Raw genomic sequence first — 22,638 nt, forward strand, 5'->3', positions numbered from 1 at the left:
AGGATCACAATGTCGATGAAAAAACGTAAGTGGCTAAAGACAATGTTTACTGGTTGTGTTTTAGGTTCGTTATTAATAACGGCAGCTTGTTCAGGAAAGAAAACAAGTACAGAAGATGAAAAAACGATTAAGGTAGGAGTCCTTGCTTCTTTAACAGGACCGCTAGAATCGTATGGAAAACAAACAGTGAACGGATTTGAATTAGGGTTAGACTATGCAACTGGTGGGACTGGGAAAGTAGATGGGAAAAAGATTAAGTTTGTTGTAGAAGATACAGAAACGAAAGCGGATGTAGCAGTGAAGAAAGCTACGAAGTTATTAGAAGAAGAGAAAGTTGATTTTTTAGTTGGATCGTCTAGTTCAAGTGATACGTTAGCGGTTTTACCACTGGCAGAAGAATATGAAAAGATTATGGTTGTAGAACCGGCAGTTGCGGATAGTATTACCGGGAAGAACTGGAATAAATATATTTTTAGAACTGGAAGAAGTTCCTCACAAGATGCGATTGCAGGAGCAGCAATTGCGAAAAAAGATGTAAAGATTGCGACATTTGCCCCAGATAACGCTTTTGGTCGTGAAGGGATTGCTGCATTTAAAGCGGGTGCGAAAAAATTAGGTGCGAACATTGTGAATGAGCAATACGCGGATACAAATTCAACAGATTTTACAGCGAATATTCAAAATATCATTAGTTCAAAACCAGATTATTTATTTATCGTTTGGGCAGGGGCAAATTCACCTTGGAAACAGTTGAAAGATATGAATGTGGAAGCGCAAGGTATTAAAATTTCTACAGGTGCGCCAGATATACCAGCATTAAAAACAATGGATGCATTAGTAGGTATGCAAGGTTTTTCTGTATATTATCACACACTTCCAAAAAATAAAGTGAATGATTGGCTAGTTGAAGAGCATAAAAAACGTTTTAATGGTGCAGTGCCAGATTTGTTTACAGCGGGAGGAATGTCAGCAGCAATTTCTATTGTAGAAGCCTTAAAGAAAACAAAAGGTGATACAGATGTAGATACCTTGATTAAGAAAATGGAAGGAATGGAATTTGATACACCAAAAGGAAAGATGAAGTTTAGAGAGAAGGATCACCAAGCGATGCAGACACTGTATTCTATCACATTGAAAAAGCAAGACGGTGTTGATTATCCGGTGCCAGTGTTAGAGCGAGAATTAACGATGAAAGAAACAGAACCACCAGTTCAAAATAAATAGACTGAATTTTCTGTTGTTTTTTGTATAAAGAGGGGGGACCCTCTTTATACATATTTCTTTCATACTCACGGCTTTAAAGGGAGGGGATTTCGTGACACATTTGTTAGAGACGAAAAATCTTAGCGTATCTTTTGGTGAAGATCATGTTATTAAAGATGTAAATTTAACTGTCCAAAAAGGAAAACTCATTTCTATTATCGGGCCAAATGGTGCGGGGAAGACAACATTATTTAATTTACTAAGTGGACAGATTTCACCCACAACAGGTGAAGTGTATTTTAAAGGGCAAGATATTACAAAACTATCGATTTCAGATCGAACACGCTTAGGAATCGGTCGCTCTTTTCAGCTTACAAACATATTCCCAGAATTAACGGTACTTGAAAATGTCCGTTTAAGTGTTCAATCATTCGTACAAGATTACTATAGCTTTTTCCCGAATCCAGCAAAATTAAAGCAACAAGTTGGAGAGGCGAGACGTTTCTTAAAAACAGTATTACTTCACGAGAAAGAGAACGTATTAGCGAAAGATTTGGCACATGGAGAGAAAAGAAAGCTAGAACTTGCGATGTTATTAGCTTTAAAAACGGATGTGTTATTACTTGATGAGCCGACGGCAGGTATTTCGGTTGAGGAAGTCCCTGCTATATTACAAGTGATTGAAAATATTAAGAAACATCCAGAGAGCACAATTGTACTTATCGAACACAAAATGGATATGATACTAGGTTTGTCAGATCATCTTATCGTTTTATTTCATGGAGAGTTATTGGCTGAAGGATTGCCAGAAGAAATTATGAAAGATGAGCGTGTACAAAGTGCTTATTTAGGGGGATTATATAGTGGCACTATTACAAGTGAATAATATAGAAACGTATTTAGATCAGTTTCATATTTTGCAAGGAGTATCTCTTACTGTTGAGAAAGGGACGATTACTGTACTGTTTGGTAGAAACGGGGCAGGGAAAACAACGACATTACGTTCAGTTATGGGGTTTCACCGGATTACAGATGGTCAAATTTATTATGATAGTGCAAAAGTAAGTGGATTACCTACACATTTAATTTCAAGGAAAGGAATAGGGTATGTACCAGAAAATCAAGGTATTTTTCATGATTTGACAGTAGAAGAAACATTCGCTCTTGCTAGGGGAAAAGGTGAAGAAGTAGAAGGGAAAATAGAGTGGATGCTGGAACTATTTCCGGATTTAAAGCAGTTTTGGAATAAGAAAAGTGGGCTCTTGAGCGGAGGGCAAAAGCAAATGTTGGCTATTTCAAGAGCGTTTATTAATAGTGATGGATTATTACTTATTGATGAACCGAGCAAAGGGCTATCCCCGATAATGGTGGAGAAATTAATGGTAGCTATTTTGAAGATGAAAGAGAAAACAACAGTTTTACTTGTTGAGCAAAATTTTATGATGGCTAGTCAAATTGGCGATTATTTTTACATTATGGATAACGGACGAATTGTTCATAACGGTTTTATGAATGAATTAAAAAAGGATAAGGAAATGTGTCATAAATATTTAGGAATCTCTTAACATGAATCCGAGGTGAAAAGGATGGATGTGTTAATAAATTTATTTGTAAATGGGATTTCAACAGGGATGCTCATTTTTTTGTTAGCATCAGGTCTTTCACTTATTTTCGGTCTAATGAGCGTTTTAAACTTTGCACACGGTGGTTTATTTGCATGGGGAGCATTTACAGGTGTTTGGTTATTTAATATGACAGGAAGTTATATATTAGCTTTAGTTGGAGCAGTAGCCATGGGAATGTTCCTAGGATTTATTTTAGAAAGGTTTCTTATTAGACCGGTATATGGAAATCATGTTCGACAGCTGCTCGTTACGCTTGGAGGAATGCTCGTTCTTAGTGAGTGTATTAAAATATTTTGGGGGCCAAACCCTATTAGTGCAAAATTACCGTTATGGTTACAAGGAAGTTTTACATTCGGAGGTATTATATTAATTAAATATCGTCTATTTGTTATTTTGATTGGGATAATTATTTACATTGCACTACTACTATTACTCAAAAAGACGAAGATAGGTCTTATGATCCGTGCAGGTGTAATGGATAAAGAAATGGTTCAAGCGCTTGGTATTAATGTAAAAGCGATATTTTCTTTCGTCTTTTTATTAGGGGCAGGGATGGCAGCTTTGGGAGGATTCTTATTAGCACCGTATTCGGGCGTTATTTTCGCCGAGATGGGCATGCAGTATGCAATTTTAGCATTTATAGTAGTAATTATCGGTGGATTAGGAAGCGTACAAGGTTCAGCTATGGCTTCTTTAATTGTCGGATTAGCTGGTGCTTTTACAGCGTATTTTATACCAGATTTATCACTTGCAATTAATATGTTAATGTTACTATTTTTCTTAATAATGAAGCCAACTGGACTTGTTGGTGAAAAGGGGTGAAATGGTGAACAACACATCGGACCGAATTAAAGTATACTCCGGAGTATGTATGCTCATTTGTTTAAGTGTATTTCCGTTCGTAAATGATTCACGGAGCCTGTTAATTTTGTTCACTCAAATCTTCATCTTTGCTATTTTTGCAATGAGTTTTGATGTATTGCTTGGGTATACAGGAATTGTATCGTTCGGTCATTGTATGTTCTTTGGGATAGGAGCATATGGGGTAGCGCTTTTATTTGATCGACAAGGCGTATCAATAACGAACTTTTTAATTGGAATAGTAGCTGCAATTATCGTTTCAGCAATCGTTAGTTATATAATTGGTTTGCTTTCTTTACGATTGAAAAGTCATTTTTATGCAATGTTAACACTTGCTATTTCACAGTTGTTTTTCGTACTTGCTGAAAAATGGCGTGGGCTTACTCACGGAGGAGATGGTTTTACATTTGGGGTACCAGAAATATTCCGTGATCGTTTTACCTTTTATTATGTAACACTTATATGTTTAATTGTCATTTTTATTCTGTTACGTCTTTTCACTAAATCTTCTATTGGAAAAGTATTAAAGGCAATTTCACAAAATGAGCAACGTGTTGAAGCGCTAGGATATAAAGTTCTTCAGTATAAAATTATTGCTAGTATTGTGGCAGGAGTAGTAGCTTCGATTAGTGGTGGTTTATTTGTTATTACATTACGCTTTGTCAATACGACTGTATTTTCAATTGAAATGACACTAAATGCACTCTTGATGACAATGATTGGAGGAGTCGGAACATTAATTGGAGCTATTGCTGGATCTGGGATTATTGAATCCCTAAAATATTATTTATCAGAACTAGCGAAGGAATATCCGATTTTTGAAAGATGGACGATTATTCTAGGTTTATTGTATATTATCGTGCTACTCGTTTTTCCGAAAGGATTTGTTGGGACGGTTAAGAAATTGAAGAGTTTTAAAAGGAATAAAAAGGAGAAAAGTACAGAAGTGGAGCAAAACGTGTGAAAAATCAATTGTATACAAAATAAAAATCCCTCTTTTATATTCGTTAAAGAGGGATTTTTATTTTGAAAAAAGTTTGTAATCAAAGTCATTTTATTAATCAAATAGTTCATCAGGGATATGCTTTATAAAGGTTTGATTCGTAAAAAAATGAACAGCTAAATTCTCAAGGGGAACATCTTCAATTATTACTAATGTATCATTTTTAATCGGTAAAAAAGCTATTCCTTTTCCATCAGCAATAAACTCTTCCATAAGCGAATAAGAATCCAACTGTTGAAGTTGTCGCTGAGATAGATTGTTTTCTTTTAGAAATTGTATTGTCTTATTCCTAAAAGGGCACTTTTTGTCATTGCTAACGAAGAAAATTTCTTTTAAATAATCAATGGTACATTTTTCTTTCGCTTTTAATAAGCCTACAGAAATTGAGGTTGTGAACACTTTTTTAAACGATGCGTCAGGATAATCCTCATAAGTTATGACCATATCAACTTTTTGTTGCTGCAGTAATTTTTGCAAATGACTACTACTTTCTACATATATTTGATAATTTCTGAAATTTACTTTAATACGCTTACTTAAATAATTTGTCAAAATAGATTGTGACGTCGCTATTATATAAGAAGAACCACTCGTTTTAATTTCATCTTTTACTTCTTCTAATAGAGTTAATATTTTATTCGTGTAATCTAATAAAATGTCACCAGCAGGTAACAAGGAAACACCTTTGTTATCTCTATGTAGTAAAGGCGTTTCTAATTCTTGTTCTAATTTTTTGATTCGCTCAGTTACGTTCGGTTGAACATATCCTAACTCTTTAGCAGCTTTACTAATAGAACCCTCACTGGCCACAGTTTTGAATATAATAAGATCATTTATTTCCATGTATCTCAGCCCCTTATGCACTATCATTATAAATGATACCAAACATAATTTATACCTATTTTACGTTAGCCGCTTATCGATTTATCATAATGTATATAAGATTGAAAGCGAGTGATAAACATGATTGGAATGCAATATAAGGTCATTCTTCCAAAGGATTATGACATGGAAATTATTAAGAAAAGGGTAAAGGATAATGGCTATAAAACTGATGGTTTCTAAGAACTAAATTTTAAAGCTTATTTAATTACGGAAACGGAGAAAGACGGGAATTTTTATAACTGCTATGCACCTTTATATATTTGGAATGGTCATGAAGGGATGAATAAATTTACCTTTGAAGGGTATTACGATAATATTTTACAATCGTTTGGGTGGCAACAAATACATATAGGTGTTCCGTTAGTTGTTAATCTAAGTGATGGATTTAAGAAAAGTAGATATGTTGTTGAATATGCAGGAAGTATTTCTCAAAGTAAAACGTTGATTGGGACTCAATTAAACACGATAAATGAAAATGTACAAAACAATGAAAAGTGTTTAGGGAATGTAATCGTTTATAATCCGGATAAATGGGGATACAGTAGGTTTGAGTTTTATGAAGAGAAGCCTGAAATGGTAACAAATAAAGGTGTTACAGTATATGAGATTTTGCACATTTCACGATGAAAACTTGTTGAAATTAAATTAAGAAAAAGGAATGAAAATGTATGCCTTTTGTGAACGTTTATTATCATGAAAATATATTAAATAAAGAAGAGTTGAAAAAGATAGGTGAATGTATTCATCTGTCATTAATTGAACATTTTAACATCCCTGAAAATGATTTTTTTCAAATGTTTTTACCTTATCAACAAAATCACTTTTTATATAATCCATATTATTTATTAGAAAGAGGAGAAAAGAGAACGGAGAATATGATTTATGTTTCTATTACATGTGGACCGGAAAGAACGATAAAACAAAAAAGGAATTTATATCAGTCGATATCCTTGAAGGTTTCTAAATGTTCGAGGATAAAAAGTGCAGATATTTTTATTACGCTAAATGAGACATCTGCTGAAAATTGGTCATTTGGTCAAGGATTGGCACAATTGGTAAAAGTGAAGGGTGAGTGAAATGATGAATGAATCAATTGAATATTGTATTCAAGAGAAAATGAGAGAAAAGGCACCTGCATTTGCTCATTATAGTGAAGAGATATTGTTTGAGGAAGTGTGGCGGGATGATACTTTAACATTAAGAGAAAGAAGTTTATGTACAGTGTCGGCATTAATCAGTCTTGGTCATACAGAACAATTATTATTTCATTTGCAGTTGGCCAAACAAAATGGAATTGCAGAAAATGAAATGATTGCATTAATAACGCATATGGCTTTTTATGTTGGCTGGCCCAAAGCAGTAACAGCTTTAAATATAGTAATGAATGAAATGAAAAGTTAAGAATAATGATAAGTAAGAATTCATGTTTATATGAATTCTTACTTATCATTATTTATGCAATACTCTATCGCTATATTTATTACATTTTATCTTGCTTTTTTATCACTTGCGTAGTAAATTGATAGTAAGATGAACGCTAGGAAGTGATGAAACATGCGTGATAATACGATAGGATCATTAATATGGTTACGTTTAATACGATTTACGAACCAAAGTAATCAAATGTCAAATGAGTTTTTAAAACGTTTTGATTTAACGACAGCTCAATTTGATGTGCTTTTGCAAATACGTACGTATCAATCACTAACACAAATGGAGTTAGCTGAAAAGGTAACTGTTACACAAGGTGGCATTTCTCGAATGTTAACTCGTCTTGAAAAAGAAGGATATATTGTACGAAAACAAGATTGGAAAACGAAAACAATTAGTCTTACAGAGCAAGGAGAAGCAGCTTTAGAGAGAGCATTGCCAGAGCAACTTGCATTTCAATCTTCGTTTTTTGATGATGTATTAAATGAAGAAGAGCAGAAAATATTATACGAGCTGATGACGAAAGTTCATAAGCATAGCGAAAAAAAAGAATTACCGCAAGAGTAATTTTTTTTACATCATCAATTGACTAATCAAGTGATGGGATAGGTAATACGGAGATATACTTGACTTACCAACGTTTTTAGAAGAAAAACTAATACTACTTTATTAAAGGGGAGAGTAACTATGGAAAAATACCGTATAGATACAAGAAAAGGAATTGAGTTTGGGTTATATTCAATTGGCGATCATGTATTAAATCCACATAATGGGGAGAAAGTTACGCCAGAAAAAAGAATTCACGAACTAATTGAAACAGCTAAGTTAGCAGATGAGGCAGGGCTTGATGTGTTTGCTGTAGGTGAAAGTCATCAAACGCATTTTACAACGCAAGCTCATACAGTTATTTTAGGTGCGGTCGCGCAAGCTACGAAAAATATAAAAATTGCAAGTTCCGCAACGATATTAAGTACATCTGACCCAGTTCGAGTATATGAGGATTTCGCTACCATTGACTTGATTTCTAATGGTCGTGCTGAAATCGTAGCTGGTCGTGGATCTCGTATTGGAGGATATAGTTTACTTGGTTATGACGTGAATGATTATGAAGAATTATTTGAAGAGAAGATGGATCTTTTATTAAAAATTAATAACGAGGAACATGTAACATGGAATGGACAGTTCAGAGCACCGCTCGCACATGCATCGGTTATTCCAAGAGCGAAAAATAATAACTTACCAATTTGGCGTGCAGTTGGAGGTCCACCAGCTAGTGCAATTAAAGCAGGACGTGCAGGTGTGCCAATGATGATAACAACACTTGGTGGTCCAGCAATTAACTTTAAAGTGTCAGTAGATGCTTACCGCGAGGCTGCTCAGCAAAGTGGATTTGATCCAGCTAGTTTACCAGTTGCGACAACGAGTTTATTTTATACGGCAAAAAATTCACAAGATGCACTTAGTGAATATTATCCTCACATTAATGCTGGTATGCTTACACTGCGCGGTGGTGGGTATCCGAAACAGCAATTTACAAATGCAATAGATTACCGTGATGCTTTAATGGTTGGTAGCCCACAACAAATCATTGAGAAAATGCTTTACCAATATGAATTGTTTGGCCAACAACGCTTTATGGCACAAATTGATTTTGGCGGTGTACCATTTGATAAAATTGAGAAAAATATTGAATTAATTGCTACTGAAATATTACCAGCCGTTAGAAAACATACAGCAAAATAAATAAAAAAACTGGGAGTCTAATTGACTCTCAGTTTTTTATTTGTTATGGAAAAATGACAAAAAAATGAACTTTTAGTCGAGGGAGAGGGAAGTTGTTTTCTATTTTTGAATAACATTATTTCGAGTTTGAATTTTGAAAATACATTTTTCTCTTGACAAAAAATAAGCATTTATCGAGGGTAGTTTCGAGGACATTTTTTCGGTTGAAAGTCAAGTGTATGAAGAAAAAACGATTGTTTTATAGATATAAAAGTAAGAAGTATATTGAAAAAACACATTTTGCTAATGAAAAAAATCTGATTCAAAAAAATGACAAAAGACATATTTCAGACAAAATGATGTCAATAATACGTCAAAAATAACCTGAATTTACTATGCAGGTATATTATACAATTCGATTAACGAATAAAACACTACAGAAATAGTGAAAAGGTAAAAATTAGCATTGCAATAGTTTGAAAAACTGAAACTTCATATTTTTCGACAATACATACAAAATGTTTTTGTCTTTTCGTATTTCTTAATAATTGAGTTTGATAAGATTGCTCAATTAACTTTTATTATAAAAACTATGAAGGAAGTGATTTTAGTATGGAAACGCTCGAATTGGCACGAATACAGTTCGCATCAACAACGATTTTCCATTACTTTTTTGTTCCGCTGTCAATTGGTTTAGCTTTTATTATTGCGATCATGCAAACGTTGTATGTGGTAAAAGGGCAAGAAGTATATAAGAAGATGGCAAAGTTTTGGACGCAATTATTCCTTATTAACTTTGCAGTAGGTGTAGTAACAGGTATTTTACAAGAATTTCAGTTTGGTATGAACTGGTCAACGTATTCACGTTTTGTAGGTGATGTATTTGGTCCCTCGCTTGCAATTGAAGGATTACTGGCATTTTTCATTGAGTCTACATTCCTAGGTTTATGGGTATTCGGTGAGGATAAATTACCGAAGCGAATTCACTTAATGTGTATTTGGCTCCTTTCAATTGGAACGATGTTATCAGCATTCTGGATTTTAACTGCAAGTGCATTTATGCAGTCACCTGTCGGGTATGAAATGGCAGCTGATGGTCGTGCACAAATGAATGATTTCTTAGCCATTATTCAAAACCCACAACTATGGGTACAATTCCCGCATACAATTACAGCAGCAATTGCAACAGGTGCATTCTTTATTGCGGGTGTAAGTGCATGGAAAATTACAAAAGGACAAGAAACTGTAGTATTTAAAAAATCTTTCCGCATTTCTATCATTGTTGGAACAATTACAACGGCGCTTGTATTATTCTTCGGTCATGCACAAGCGCAACAATTAATTAAGACACATCCAATGAAGATGGCAGCAGCTGAAGCACTATGGAATACAAGTGAGGATCCAGCGCCATTTACAGTATTTTCGAAAATTGATACAGAGAAGAAAGAAAATTCGTTTGAAATTCAAATCCCTTATATGCTAAGTCTATTATCGTATGATAAGTTTAGCGGTCAAGTTGAAGGGATGAATCAAATTCAAAAACAATATGAAGAAAAATATGGATCTGGGGATTATATTCCTCCAGTGCATACAATGTTTTGGAGTTTTAGAGCGATGGTAATGAGTGGAACATTCATGCTTCTTCTAGGAGCTTACGGATGGTTCTTATCAAGAAAAGATCGTTTAGCTGAAAAAACGTGGTATTTAAAATTAATGGTGTATGCAATTTCTCTTCCATTCATCGGTAATACAGTAGGGTGGATTATGACTGAAATGGGTCGTCAACCTTGGGTTGTATTTGGTGTAATGAAAACAGAAGATGCTGTATCACCAAATGTAACATTCGGTGAAGTATTATTCTCACTTATTTCATTCACATCAATGTATTTAATTATGGGTGGAATTTGTGTGTACTTATTTGTTCGTACCATTAAGGGCCACACGAATAAGAAAACGAAAAAGGATTATCAAAGCCATGATCCATTTGATAAGGAGGAAGAGTATGTTATCTCTTAATGAGTTATGGTTTTTAGTTATTGCAATCTTATTTGTTGGATTCTTCGTACTGGAAGGTTTCGACTTTGGGGTAGGAATGGTTTCGAGGTTTTTAGGAAAGAATGATTTTGAAAAACGAGTTTACTTAAATACAATAGGACCGTTCTGGCACGCGAATGAAGTATGGCTTGTTTGTGCTGGTGGAGCCATGTTTGCGGCATTTCCGCACTGGTATGCAACTTTATTTAGTGGTTTTTATATTCCGTTTGTATTTATGCTTCTTGCTTTAATTTTAAGAGGTGTTTCCTTTAAATTTCGTGCGAAAATAGATAATCATAAATGGAAGAGTGCGTGGGATTGGGGGATGTTTATTGGAAGTATGTTACCTCCTATCCTTTGGGGAGTTGCGATTGCAAACTTTATGGTAGGTGTACCTATTGATGAGAGTAAAAATGTTGTAGGTGGATTCCTGCAATTACTTCATCCATTTGCGTTACTTGGGGGAGTAATGTTTCTCCTACTATGTATTGTTCACGGATTACAATTTCTTACGATACGTACAACTGGTAAATTGAGAGAACGTGCACGAATTGCTGCAATAAAAATTGCACCATTTTCATTAATTACACTTCTTGTTTTTGCTGGTGTGGGGTTATGGAAAACCGACATTTTCACTGCTCATGGAACAGAATGGATTATGGTACCAATCGGAGCTTTTGTAGCACTATTAGTGTCCACTTTATTAAATAAAAGAAGAAGAGATGGTTGGGCTTTCTTTATGACGAGTTTAACAATCATTTTACTAAGTGCGAGTGTATTTATCGGTATGTTCCCACGTGTTATGATTAGCTCTTTAGGAGCAATGAATGATTTGACAATTTACAACGCAGCATCAGGAGCTTATGCATTAAAACTTATGACTTACTTTGCGATTGCTATTTTGCCTTTCGTTATCGGAAGTCAAATATGGAGTTATTATGTATTTAGACAACCTGTTAAGTCAGACAACGATTTGGAGTACTAATGAAAAGAAAAAGAGGACTTCCGTCTTATCCCGGTAGCCGTATTTTATATGTAGCGTTAACGATTATTAGTATTTTAGAAGCTTTTAGTATTATTGCGCAAACAATCTTTTTAGCACGAGCTATTACGTTTTTATTTCATGGAGAGACAGTACAAACAATATTAAGTGAAATTGTTTATTTTGGTATCGCGTTTGCAGCGCGTCACATAGTAGTTCGAACATCACAAATATTAGTGGAACGTTTTGCCGAAAAAACAGGGTCGTTACTAAGAAAACAATTGATAGAGGCATATTTCACATTAGGTCCAAGGTATGTTCAAACGGTTGGAACTGGTCATCTGGTTACCTTATCAATTGAGGGGATTGAGAAATTTAAAACATATATTGAATTAACGATTCCTAAAATGATTAGAAGCAGTATCGTTCCAGGTCTAATTGTACTATATGTTTTTACGCTAGATATTGAGTCTGGAATCATTTTAGTTGTAACGATTCCTATCGTGATCATATTTATGATTCTTCTCGGATTAGCAGCGCAAAAAATGGCAGATAGTCAGTATGAGATATATCGTGTACTTTCGAACCATTTTGTAGATACGTTAAAAGGTTTAGAAACATTAAAGTATTTAGGGAAAAGTGAACAGCACGAAGGAAAGATTGAAAAAGTAAGTAAAAGATATAGAAAAGCAACGATGCGTACTTTGCGAGTTGCTTTTCTTTCTTCTTTTGCATTAGATTTCTTTACGAGTTTATCAATCGCGTTTGTGGCAGTTGGATTAGGGATACGCTTAATAGATGGAACGATTATACTATTACCAGCCCTTACAATTTTGATTTTAGCTCCGGAATATTTTCTGCCGATTAAACAAGTGGGAGCAAATTATCATGCGACATTAGATGGACAAATTGCGATGGAGCAAATAGAAGAGATTTTGCAACAACAAAAAGGAATAGAAAAGAAAGATTTAAATGAAGATATAGTATGGAATGCCTCTAGTAGCTTGAAATTACAAGATATCAAAGTTAATAATACTGAATCTGAGAAGGCTATATTAGAAAGGATTAATTTTACTTGGGAAGGTAACGGTGCTATTGGTGTTATTGGTGAAAGTGGTGCGGGGAAATCGACGTTAATCGACGTATTAGCCGGGTTTTTATCTCCTTCGAGTGGAAAGATGTTAGTAAATGGTCTAGAAGTTGATGGATCTACTCGTGAAGATTGGCAAAAAAATATTGCTTACATTCCGCAGCAACCTTATATTTTTCCGCTTTCATTAAAGGATAACATTCGTTTTTATGAAACAAAAGCAACAGATGAAGAAGTTGAAAGAGTTATTAATGAAGTCGGCCTTCGTTCACTCGTTACATCACTTCCAAATGGGATGCACGAAAGAATTGGGGAAGGTGGACGTATGCTAAGTGGCGGACAAGAACAGCGTGTTGCTATGGCGCGTGCACTTTTAAGTAAAAAACCAATCATTTTATTAGATGAGCCTACGGCACATCTTGATATTGAAACCGAATTTGAAATAAAGCAAGCGATGTTACGTCTATTTAATGGAAAGTTAGTATTTTTAGCAACTCACCGTCTACATTGGATGAAACAAATGGACCATATCCTTATTTTAAATAAAGGGGAAATGAAAGAAAGTGGGACGTATGAAGAACTTTTAGAGAGTGAGACATTACATTTTCATAGGGAAGAGAGGGGAGAGAAATGAGTAACTGGGTTAAACCTTATATAAAACAAAATAAAGGTAGAATGACTTTAACTATTTTCCTTGGTCTTCTTGGAGTTAGTTCAGGAGCGATGTTACTTTTTATTTCAGGTTATTTAATCTCAAAATCTGCCCTTAGACCAGAAAATGTAATGGCTGTATATGTTCCTATTGTTGCAACAAGAGCGTTTAGTATAGGGCAAGCTGTGTTTCATTATATAGAGCGCTTAGTCGGACATGATGTCGTACTACGTATATTAGAAAAAATGAGAACGAAGCTATATAGAATAGTAGAACCACAGGCGTTATTTTTCCGTTCTCGATTTCAAACGGGTGATATGTTAGGAGTGTTATCCGAAGATATAGAGCATTTGCAAAACCTATATTTACGTACAATATTTCCTAGTATATTAGCGCTAGTTGTTTATAGTATCTTCGTACTTGTTATCGGTGCATTTGACCTTGTGTTTGCACTTATTGTAGGTTGTATGTTAGCTATTATCGTGTTTCTTCTTCCATTTGTATCATTACTTTTGATGAAGAAACACCATGTTACTTTAAAGCAAGGCAGAAGCCGTTTGTATCAACAACTGACGGATGCTGTTTTTGGATTATCTGATTGGCAGGCAAGTGGTCGTAAAGGTGAATTTATTAATGAGTATGTAAAACAAAATGATCAGTTGTTAAAAATCGAAAAGAGAGTGAAACGCTGGTATCATATTCGGGACAGTATCATTCAATCAGTAGTAGGTATTGTAGTTATTTCGATGATTATATGGACTGGAAATGAAGCGGCAAGTGAGCAAATTGCTCCTACAGTTATCGCAGCTTTCGTATTAATGACTTTATCTGTAACGAATGCGCTTATTCCTATTGCAGATGCCATCGATCGAATCCCGTCGTATGTAGAATCTACCCATCGTCTTAATGGCGTAGAAAGTGATATTGTTTTACATGATAAAATGGATTTGTATGGAGATAATGATTACGTTGAACCAAGACATGTAGATATTGAACTGAATCACGTATCGTATAGTTATCCAGATAGTAATGAGATTGTATTAAAAGACGTATCATTACAAATAAAAGCAGGGAAGAAAATTGCTATTTTAGGCAGAAGTGGGACAGGGAAATCTACTTTACTAAAATTGTTAACAGGGGCGTTAAGCCCAGTAAACGGCCAAGTTGTATTGAATGGTGAACGAGCTCATACGAATCTTTTATCTAAATATATTTCTGTATTAAATCAAAAGCCCCATTTGTTTGATACGACAATTGGAAATAATGTACGAATTGGCAAACCAGAGGCGACGGATGAAGAGATATGGAAAGCTTTAGAGAAAGCACAATTAGCTTCACATATTACTTCTCTTCCGGACGGATTACAAACAAAAATGCATGAAATGGGAAAGCGGTTTTCTGGTGGTGAAAGACAAAGGGTTGCTTTTGCTAGAACTCTTATGCAAGAAACACCAATTATTGTACTTGATGAACCGACTATCGGTTTAGATCCAAAAACAGAATTGTCTTTAATTGAAACAATGTTTTCTGCAACGGAAGAAAAGACGGTTATTTGGATTACGCACCATCTTGTAGGAATAGAACATGTAGACGAAGTAATATTCCTTGATCGTGGCCAAATTGTCATGCAAGGTAGCCATAAACAACTTCTGAAAGAAAATGAAAAGTATCGTAAACTTTATGAGTTAGATAAAGGAATATGATTTGAATAAGCAATAATTGTAAAAATAGCTACGCCTAATGGTGGAGCTATTTTTTTGTTAGATTGCAGGTGTATATGATTGTTACGAATTAAAAATGAATTTCATATTATACATATAATGGAGGGGATGTACATGAAGGAGCAATTTAAAATCATTGTTTTAAGTGATGAATTATCAGGGGATAGGATTCGAAATACGTTAGACAAAAATAAATGTAAAACAATAGTTCATGTTGTAGACGTTTCAAATGTTGTTCGTATAGAAAGTTCTTTTCAATATATAGTCATTTGGAGAGGGGACGCAGAAAAACTTACAAATGACTTGATAAATAGGGGCGTACAAAGTTCAAAAATTATTAATTTAACAAAATACATGTATGAATGGAAGGATAAATTAATTTCTATCTATCAAATAAATCCGGATCTTATGTCTTTATACATTTCTATAAAAAAAGCAAAGAGTGATCCGACGTATGAATTGTTTGCTACCGGTTTGTCTTATCCACATTGTGGCATAAGTACGGAGCTCCTCTCAAAAAAGTCAATAAAATTAACACTTCCATCTCAAGATCTATACTATGATTATTTAATAGCGTCACAACTTCTATCAAACACTCATTCATTTCAATATTGTTTAATAGGAATAGCTTATTTCTCGTTTTACTTTGATATGTCGTTATCATCTGAATCATATAGAATTCACAAAGTATATTATCCATTGTTTCAAGATGGTCATCATACTGTAGTTTATTCTCCTTTACCCACGGATGGATTCTTACATCTAAATACTCCGAAACCACTTTTTTCTATTTTTAATTTGCATTTTGAATATATTTTATTAGACGAACTAAAAGATGAATCATTGATACTGCCTTGGATAAATGCTGAGTGGAATACCACTCCTCTTCACATTCCTTTTGAAGAACACGGGAAAATAAGAGCAGCTTCACACGCTAAATTGGCGTATCCTCATACTTTAGTTGAAAATAAAATGATTTTTAAGAAATATTTAGAATTACTATTAAAAAACGATATAAAGCCATTAATTGTTGTATTCCCTGTTACTTCACATTATTTCAATTGTAGTAGTAAGAAATTAAAAGAAGATTTTTATAAAGTTATAAATGAGTTTCAAACTCAATATTCTTTTCAAATCATAGATCTATTTGATTCGCCATTATTTTGTGAGGATGATTTTTATGATAGTGATCATATGAATAAAAAAGGTGCAAATAAAATGTCCGCGTTATTAAATATGTTTATTCAGGAACGAAAAGTATGATATTTTGTTTCATGTTTGCATAAAAGTATATAGGCTCCATACAGTTAAAGTAATGTGATTTTTGTGTCGCGTATATAAATAATATGCGAAGAGGTGAGAGAGTTAAAATGAGAAATCGTATTGAAAGAATTGAAGAGGTCGTAGAGCAACTTCCGTTGGTAAGTGTGTTAATTCCTACGTATAATCGTCCTCGCTACTTTGAAAAGGCGTTATGTAGTGTGTTAGAACAAACGTACCCTAATATAGAAATTATAGTTGGAGATGACAGCACGAATGACGAAACAGAAAAGGTGTTACAAAAATATTTATGTGATCATTTAAATATTATTTATATAAAAAACAGATCAACTCTCGGACAATTTGAAAATGCGCTAATGTTATTTCATGAAGCGAACGGTGAGTATATAAATTTTTTAATGGATGATGATATATTTCATGTGAATAAAATTGAAAAGATGATGAAGTATTTTTTCAATGATCTAGATAATGAAATTAAGCTAGTAACATCTCATCGTCAAGTAATTGATGATAAAGGGAAAGAACTACGACATATTTATTCAACTGTCCGTTTATTTGAAGAGGATACGATTATAGAGGGAATAGAATTAGGAAATAAGGTAATTGTGGATCAAAAAAATTATATTGGAGAACCAACAACAGTTTTATTTCGTAAAAATGAGTTACAAGAACCGTATGGGATTTTTGATAAGAGGCGGTATTTATGTAATGTAGATATAGCTTCATGGTTATCTTTATTAAGTGAAGGAAAAGCAGTATATATAGCAGAGACACTTAGTTACTTTCGATTACATCCAGATCAACAGTTAAATGAATCTAATAAAATGATGGATGGGTTAGAAGATTTTTCACACAGTATTATAGCGGGAGAAAAATATGGTTTCTTATCCAACGAAAAAGATTTAGACAAAGCGATAACTAATTTTCTAGATTATGCAAGAAGGATAGTTCCATCATCGATATTATATACATTAGACTATTACCAAAAAATTAGAGGAAAGAAAATAAATATAGAAAAGAAAAAACAGCATATAAATAATAATTCTTCTTTACCGAAAGTAAGTATACTTATTCCTGCATACAATAGACCTTATTACTTGGAATTAGCGCTCAACAGTGCTCTGAATCAAACATATGAAAATATAGAAATTATTATTTCTGACGACAGTACAAATAATGAAGTCAATGTTATGATTCAACCGTACTTACGTGAATATGAGTGTATTACATATGTTAAAAATGAAACGCCATTAGTTGCTGAAAACTTTAATAAGTGTATAGAACTTGCGAATGGGGATTATATAAACTTTTTATTAGATGATGACTTATTTCATCATGAAAAGATCGAGAGAATGATGAAATACTTTTTGGCATTAGAAAACATTTCATTTGTGACGTCATATCGTGAACTGATTGATGAGAATGGAGAGATATTACCACCTTCAACATTGAATATGAAAATCGCGAAAGAAACAACACTTTTTGAAGGAAAAGAATTAGGGAATTATATGTTAAAAAACTTAAAAAATATAGTTGGTGAGCCGACAACTGTTTTGTTTAATCGGGATTTGTTTGAAGGTAAGTTTGGGTATTTTAAAGGAAAGGCTTATTCTGCTATTAATGATATTGCAACTTGGATAGATATGATGAGAAAAGGAAAAGTAGTTTATATACAAGAACCTCTTAGTTATTTTAGACAACATAGTGGACAAAATCAAAAACAAATGCATTTTATGTTAATGACAATTGAAGAGTGGATTGAATTAATTATAGATGCATATAATAGTGGATTTTTAAGTTCTGAAAGTGAGTATAAAGAGAGTTTATCTTATTGTTTAGAAAATGCGGGATTTATAGTTAAGGATGCAGTAAGAAACGGCGAAATAGATCAAATTTATAATGAAAAGATAAAAAAAGGGTTACACAAATTAGTTGCTCACATGTTTGAGAAAGAATTCTGTTATTGTCAATATTGCAATCAACAATTTGAAAAATTTTCACCTTGGCCAGCACATTATGATTTTCCGAAATATAAATTTGAGATGTGGAATAAAGATACAGGGATATGTCCAGTTTGTAATTCGATGGATCGTGAAAGATTGTATCGTACATACATTGAAACGGAAACAGACTTGTTAAATAGAAACTATACTATGCTTCATATTGCACCTGAAGCGAAGTTAAGAGATTGGTTTAACGAGTATAAAAATATTACGTACGTATGTGGTGACTTAGAACCAAAGGATCCATTAATGAAGGAAATTGATGTTACAAGGATTACATATGATAGTAATACCTTTGATGTAATATTATGTAGCCATGTGTTAGAACACGTTCCTGATGATGACAAAGCAATGCGAGAGTTATATAGAGTGTTAAAGCCAAATGGATGGGGAATTATTCAAGTACCAATCGTAATGAATGTAGATTTTATTGTAGAGAATGAATTAATTGTAACACCACAATTGAGGAAATTAGCTTTTGGTCAAGAAGATCATGTGAGAATTTATAATCAATCGGGATTTATTCAACGATTAATGAATGCAGGATTTAAGGTGGAATTATATAACATAGCGGAAAAACAAGGAATGAAAAGTGCTAGGAAATTTGGATTATCTGAAACAGATATGCTCTATATTGTCCGAAAATGATAGGAAGGAATAGATAGATATGGAGAATATTCCTTTTTTACGTGCTTCAACTGTACCTGTAATTGAGTATTTGGACGAATTGAAGGAAATTGATACATCTCACATATATACGAATTATGGACCTATAAATCAACGTTTTGAGGAAACAATTATGTCGGTATTTTTTCAAAACAGGGGAGCTGTTACAACAGTAGCAAACGCAACGTTAGGGTTAATGGCGGCTATTCAACTAAAGAAAAGAAGAAAGGGAAAGTATGCTCTCATGCCTAGCTTTACATTCCCTGCGACTGCCTTAGCCGCTATTTGGTGTGGATTGGAACCTTACTTTATTGATATTTCAATAGATGATTGGTATATGGATAAAACGGTACTTTTGGATAAGATAGAAGAATTAAAAGAAGAGGTTGCGATTGTTGTCCCGTACGCCACTTTTGGATCATGGATGAACTTAGAAGAATATGAAGAATTAGAGAAGAAGGGGATTCCGGTTGTCGTAGATGCGGCACCGGGATTTGGATTAATGAATAGAGGGATGCATTACGGTCAAGATTTTAGTGGAATGATCGTATATAGCTTTCATGCAACAAAGCCGTTCGGAATTGGTGAAGGAGGGCTCATATATAGTAAAAACGAAGAAGATATACAACGTATTAAAAGAATGGGGAATTTCGGATTTGATAAAAATCGTGAATGCACGATGATGGGGTTTAATTGTAAAATGTCTGAATACGCAGCAGCTATTGGGATTGCGACTATAAAAAAGTGGGATCAAAAATTAAAAGAACGCACCCGTATTTCTGAATGGTATAAACAGTTGTTACAAAATACTGGGTTAATGAAAAAAGGGTGGAAAGTCCAAAAGACAGAAGCAGTTATTCACCAATTTATGCCTATCATTTGTCCAGAAGAAGTTCGCAACATACAAGTAATAGAAGAACTGAAAAAACAGAAAATAGAAGCTAGATTATACTTTTCACCATCTTGCCACCAACAAGTTCTTTTTAAAAACTATAAGTCTACAGATTTAACAAAAACGAATAAAATAGCTAAACGAATCGTAAGTTTACCTTTATGGGAAGGAATGACGAAAGAACTAGTAGAGCAAATTGTAATCTGTTTAGAGCAGAAGGTGGTGTTGGTAGATGAATAGTTTTTATAGTCAAGAAGAACTAAAGAAAATTGGGTTTTTATCTGTTGGGAAAAATGTATTGATTAGTAAAAAAGCAAGTATATATAATCCGGGTGCTATATCAATTGGTAATCATGTAAGAATTGATGATTTTTGCATTTTAAGTGGCAAAATCACAATTGGAAGTTATTCGCACATATCAGCGTATACAGCGTTATATGGAGGGGAAGTTGGGATTGAAATGCATGATTTTGCAAACATCTCAGCTAAAACAATTGTATATGCAGTACTTGATGATTTCAGTGGAAATACATTAATGGGGCCAACCGTCCCGAATCAATATAGGGATGTGAAAGCAGAAAAAGTTATTTTAAAAAAACATGTGATTATTGGTGCTAATTCTATTGTTTTTCCAAATGTAACTGTAGGAGAAGGTACGGCAGTCGGCGCGATGAGTATGGTAAAAGAGAGTTTAGATGATTGGTATATTTACGCTGGAGTTCCCGTAAGGAAAGTAAAACCTCGTCAAAAAAAGATGCTAGAGTTAGAAATTGATTTTTTAAAAAGCATTCATTCTTAACAAAAAAGAATGAATGCTTTTTATTTTTATCCCGCTATTTGCCGGTAAAGATTCGACTGGTGAGGGCTAATTAAAGTTTCACTTTATGATAGAGCAGAGTGTATCTTAACTTATTATGTTTTAAATTTTGCTGACCAAGGCAATACTGAGCCATAGTGAATGTAAAGTTGGAGGGCGAGCGTATATGTTTGATGAGGATGGGATTGTATTAATTATGGAACCAGCTGATGAAAGAAACTTGAGGAGATTTATTTTTTCAGTGCCAAAGTCAGTGTATGAAAAGAAGGGGCTTACATTACACTATGGAACAGCTATAGGACAAGGATATATGGATATAATTGAAGATATTATAAGCGTACATATAGAAATAGATGTTGTAACGATAATAGGGCATGTAAGAGGATAAATAGCTATTTGAAAAAGGTTATAAACAATTTAGCTAGAAGTTATGTATAGAGAAAACTACAGACAATTATAAAGACGAAGGGAGTCTAAAATGAAAATAAAATCAATTTTATTAGTATTTATAGTTTCAATTGGTTTAATGGGATGTTCAATAGTGGAGGAAGGAAAGAACTCGATAGATTATGCTCAAAAGGCGACAGACTATGTAAATGAAATAAGTGCATTTGCAAATGATGCACCAGCATTAGCAGAAAAGGCCGTTAATGATAGTGAGGCTCGAAAAGAATTAGAAACGAAGCTTAGTGAAATTAAACAAGATATACCCGCATTCAATGAATTAACGCCACCTGATGTAGCAAAGGATCTTCATCAACAAATCGTCGGATATAACGAAAAGTTAAATACGTTAATTGATACGGCGATGACAAAGATAGAAGAAGGGAAAGTGGATGTAGAGCAATTTAAAAACTCAGAGCTTATGCAGACGGTAGATCAAGTTCGAGATTTGAAAGATAAGGTGCAAAATTTAGGTCAATAGTAAAAAGCTCCGTTTGTGATAAACGGAGCTTTTTACTATTGGATACAATAAACGATTACACCAAAGATAATAATCATGTTACCGATGAGTTTACGTTTCGTTATTTTTTCCCCTAGGAAATACCAACCGAAAATTAATATGATGATATAACTTAAGGATTCTAATGCTGATGCTTGTTTTAATTCCATGCCCTTCATGGCGATTACATTTAATCCAGCGTTAAGTACAAATAAAGAGTAGCCGATAATAACATAAGGATTCACATATTCTTTTATTCTAGAATCGTATTGTTGTAAAGTAGCTTTTTTTAATAATATTTGTGAGTAATTAGCTAAAATTATCCCGAAAATAAATAATAACATATAACTATTCATCTTTTGTCACCACCACAATTCCGACGATAATAATAGCTGCACCAAGTAAATGATTCCACTGAATCGTATCTCCAAATAGAAATACTGACCAAAGCATTGACCATAGTATAATAATCCCGCGATGTGAATATGCTTTTGAAATTTCGAAATGTTTAATTACTTGTTGCCATAAAATTGCATATCCGAATAAAAGTACAACTAGTCCGAAATAAGCAATAAAAAATGAGATTGAAGCAATTGGAAATTGAGCTGCCCATTTCATGTAAACCATAATGATAGAATATATCAAAAAAGCTACATGTAAAAATACATAATTTTTAATAGTTGGTTTCATTTATTCACTCTCTTTTGCATATAAATATATATTTATACCTAATTTTTCTAATGATAGATATTGGAACGTATTTTGTTTAATCTTTCACATTCCAAAGTATATAGTATCATGGCTTTTATTGTAAAACAATAGAAGCC

The 22,638-nt window shown here is 33.6% G+C and carries 22 protein-coding genes and 1 pseudogene; 20 read left to right on the forward strand and 3 right to left on the reverse strand.

Features of this window, described 5'->3' with window-relative positions; translation table 11 throughout:
• Positions 1–9 precede the first annotated feature (9 nt).
• The 5 genes from NZ044_RS09600 (at position 10) to NZ044_RS09620 (ending at position 4,653) form a co-directional block, all read left to right on the forward strand.
• Positions 10–1,224, forward strand: coding sequence for a substrate-binding domain-containing protein (locus NZ044_RS09600; RefSeq protein WP_253621451.1), 1,215 nt, complete (start codon positions 10–12; stop codon positions 1,222–1,224).
• 91 nt (positions 1,225–1,315) lie between these two features.
• Positions 1,316–2,089: an ABC transporter ATP-binding protein gene (locus tag NZ044_RS09605; protein ID WP_000149309.1), complete on the forward strand. Its 774-nt coding sequence runs from the start codon at positions 1,316–1,318 to the stop codon at positions 2,087–2,089.
• On the forward strand, positions 2,067–2,768 hold the full coding sequence (locus tag NZ044_RS09610) for an ABC transporter ATP-binding protein (protein WP_001196715.1): 702 nt from the start codon (positions 2,067–2,069) through the stop codon (positions 2,766–2,768). The genes NZ044_RS09605 and NZ044_RS09610 overlap by 23 nt, the downstream gene beginning before the upstream one ends.
• Before the next feature lie 21 nt (positions 2,769–2,789).
• Positions 2,790–3,650 (forward strand): branched-chain amino acid ABC transporter permease, encoded by an 861-nt coding sequence (locus NZ044_RS09615; RefSeq protein ID WP_086389927.1) that lies wholly within the window; start codon positions 2,790–2,792, stop codon positions 3,648–3,650.
• A gap of 49 nt (positions 3,651–3,699) precedes the next feature.
• A complete protein-coding gene (locus NZ044_RS09620) occupies positions 3,700–4,653 on the forward strand; it encodes a branched-chain amino acid ABC transporter permease (protein ID WP_118961893.1) in 954 nt (317 codons plus the stop codon).
• A 93-nt stretch (positions 4,654–4,746) separates the two neighbouring features.
• Here the strand turns inward: NZ044_RS09620 and NZ044_RS09625 are convergent, their stop codons facing one another.
• Positions 4,747–5,535 (reverse strand): LysR family transcriptional regulator, encoded by a 789-nt coding sequence (locus NZ044_RS09625; protein WP_000404993.1) that lies wholly within the window; start codon positions 5,533–5,535, stop codon positions 4,747–4,749.
• A 120-nt stretch (positions 5,536–5,655) separates the two neighbouring features.
• Between NZ044_RS09625 and NZ044_RS09630 the strand changes: the two are divergent.
• From NZ044_RS09630 to NZ044_RS09700, 15 genes and pseudogenes are all read left to right on the forward strand, one after another.
• Positions 5,656–6,204: pseudogene (locus tag NZ044_RS09630) on the forward strand (DUF4865 family protein).
• A 41-nt stretch (positions 6,205–6,245) separates the two neighbouring features.
• Complete coding sequence (locus tag NZ044_RS09635) at positions 6,246–6,653, forward strand: tautomerase family protein (RefSeq protein WP_042597851.1); 408 nt, start codon at positions 6,246–6,248, stop codon at positions 6,651–6,653.
• Between the two features lies 1 nt (position 6,654).
• Complete coding sequence (locus NZ044_RS09640; RefSeq protein WP_000980843.1) at positions 6,655–6,978, forward strand: carboxymuconolactone decarboxylase family protein; 324 nt, start codon at positions 6,655–6,657, stop codon at positions 6,976–6,978.
• Between the two features lie 153 nt (positions 6,979–7,131).
• Positions 7,132–7,575, forward strand: coding sequence for a MarR family winged helix-turn-helix transcriptional regulator (locus tag NZ044_RS09645; RefSeq protein ID WP_340949700.1), 444 nt, complete (start codon positions 7,132–7,134; stop codon positions 7,573–7,575).
• A 120-nt stretch (positions 7,576–7,695) separates the two neighbouring features.
• Positions 7,696–8,751: an LLM class flavin-dependent oxidoreductase gene (locus NZ044_RS09650; protein WP_000417553.1), complete on the forward strand. Its 1,056-nt coding sequence runs from the start codon at positions 7,696–7,698 to the stop codon at positions 8,749–8,751.
• Between the two features lie 591 nt (positions 8,752–9,342).
• Positions 9,343–10,746, forward strand: a complete 1,404-nt coding sequence (gene cydA / locus NZ044_RS09655; protein ID WP_098506297.1) for a cytochrome ubiquinol oxidase subunit I — start codon at positions 9,343–9,345, stop codon at positions 10,744–10,746.
• Positions 10,733–11,749 carry a cytochrome d ubiquinol oxidase subunit II gene (gene cydB / locus NZ044_RS09660; protein ID WP_000950083.1) on the forward strand — a complete coding sequence of 339 codons (1,017 nt, stop codon included), beginning with the start codon at positions 10,733–10,735 and terminating at the stop codon, positions 11,747–11,749. Before cydA ends, cydB begins: the two co-directional genes overlap by 14 nt.
• On the forward strand, positions 11,749–13,470 hold the full coding sequence (gene cydD / locus NZ044_RS09665) for a thiol reductant ABC exporter subunit CydD (RefSeq protein WP_000824019.1): 1,722 nt from the start codon (positions 11,749–11,751) through the stop codon (positions 13,468–13,470). The genes cydB and cydD overlap by 1 nt, the downstream gene beginning before the upstream one ends.
• Positions 13,467–15,191, forward strand: a complete 1,725-nt coding sequence (gene cydC / locus NZ044_RS09670) for a thiol reductant ABC exporter subunit CydC (RefSeq protein WP_000073640.1) — start codon at positions 13,467–13,469, stop codon at positions 15,189–15,191. Before cydD ends, cydC begins: the two co-directional genes overlap by 4 nt.
• 132 nt (positions 15,192–15,323) lie before the next feature.
• Positions 15,324–16,472: a hypothetical protein gene (locus tag NZ044_RS09675; RefSeq protein WP_000662898.1), complete on the forward strand. Its 1,149-nt coding sequence runs from the start codon at positions 15,324–15,326 to the stop codon at positions 16,470–16,472.
• 107 nt (positions 16,473–16,579) lie between these two features.
• Positions 16,580–19,141 (forward strand): glycosyltransferase, encoded by a 2,562-nt coding sequence (locus NZ044_RS09680; protein ID WP_001245915.1) that lies wholly within the window; start codon positions 16,580–16,582, stop codon positions 19,139–19,141.
• 19 nt (positions 19,142–19,160) lie between these two features.
• Positions 19,161–20,291, forward strand: coding sequence for a DegT/DnrJ/EryC1/StrS aminotransferase family protein (locus NZ044_RS09685; RefSeq protein WP_000427951.1), 1,131 nt, complete (start codon positions 19,161–19,163; stop codon positions 20,289–20,291).
• Positions 20,284–20,850: an acyltransferase gene (locus NZ044_RS09690; RefSeq protein WP_001084172.1), complete on the forward strand. Its 567-nt coding sequence runs from the start codon at positions 20,284–20,286 to the stop codon at positions 20,848–20,850. The genes NZ044_RS09685 and NZ044_RS09690 overlap by 8 nt, the downstream gene beginning before the upstream one ends.
• Before the next feature lie 184 nt (positions 20,851–21,034).
• The gene (locus NZ044_RS09695) at positions 21,035–21,256 is read left to right on the forward strand and encodes a hypothetical protein (protein WP_000459099.1); all 222 of its coding nucleotides are present in this window, start codon (positions 21,035–21,037) and stop codon (positions 21,254–21,256) included.
• Between the two features lie 90 nt (positions 21,257–21,346).
• On the forward strand, positions 21,347–21,793 hold the full coding sequence (locus NZ044_RS09700) for a DUF6376 family protein (RefSeq protein ID WP_000695203.1): 447 nt from the start codon (positions 21,347–21,349) through the stop codon (positions 21,791–21,793).
• A 35-nt stretch (positions 21,794–21,828) separates the two neighbouring features.
• On the opposite strand, the gene NZ044_RS09705 is transcribed toward NZ044_RS09700, so the two are convergent.
• Complete coding sequence (locus NZ044_RS09705) at positions 21,829–22,167, reverse strand: EamA family transporter (RefSeq protein WP_001089871.1); 339 nt, start codon at positions 22,165–22,167, stop codon at positions 21,829–21,831.
• The gene (locus NZ044_RS09710; RefSeq protein ID WP_000805128.1) at positions 22,160–22,501 is read right to left on the reverse strand and encodes an EamA family transporter; all 342 of its coding nucleotides are present in this window, start codon (positions 22,499–22,501) and stop codon (positions 22,160–22,162) included. Before NZ044_RS09710 ends, NZ044_RS09705 begins: the two co-directional genes overlap by 8 nt.
• Positions 22,502–22,638 lie beyond the last annotated feature (137 nt).

It is taken from the genome of Bacillus sp. FSL K6-1338, from assembly GCF_038006965.1.
GTDB lineage: Bacteria > Bacillota > Bacilli > Bacillales > Bacillaceae_G > Bacillus_A > Bacillus_A thuringiensis_S.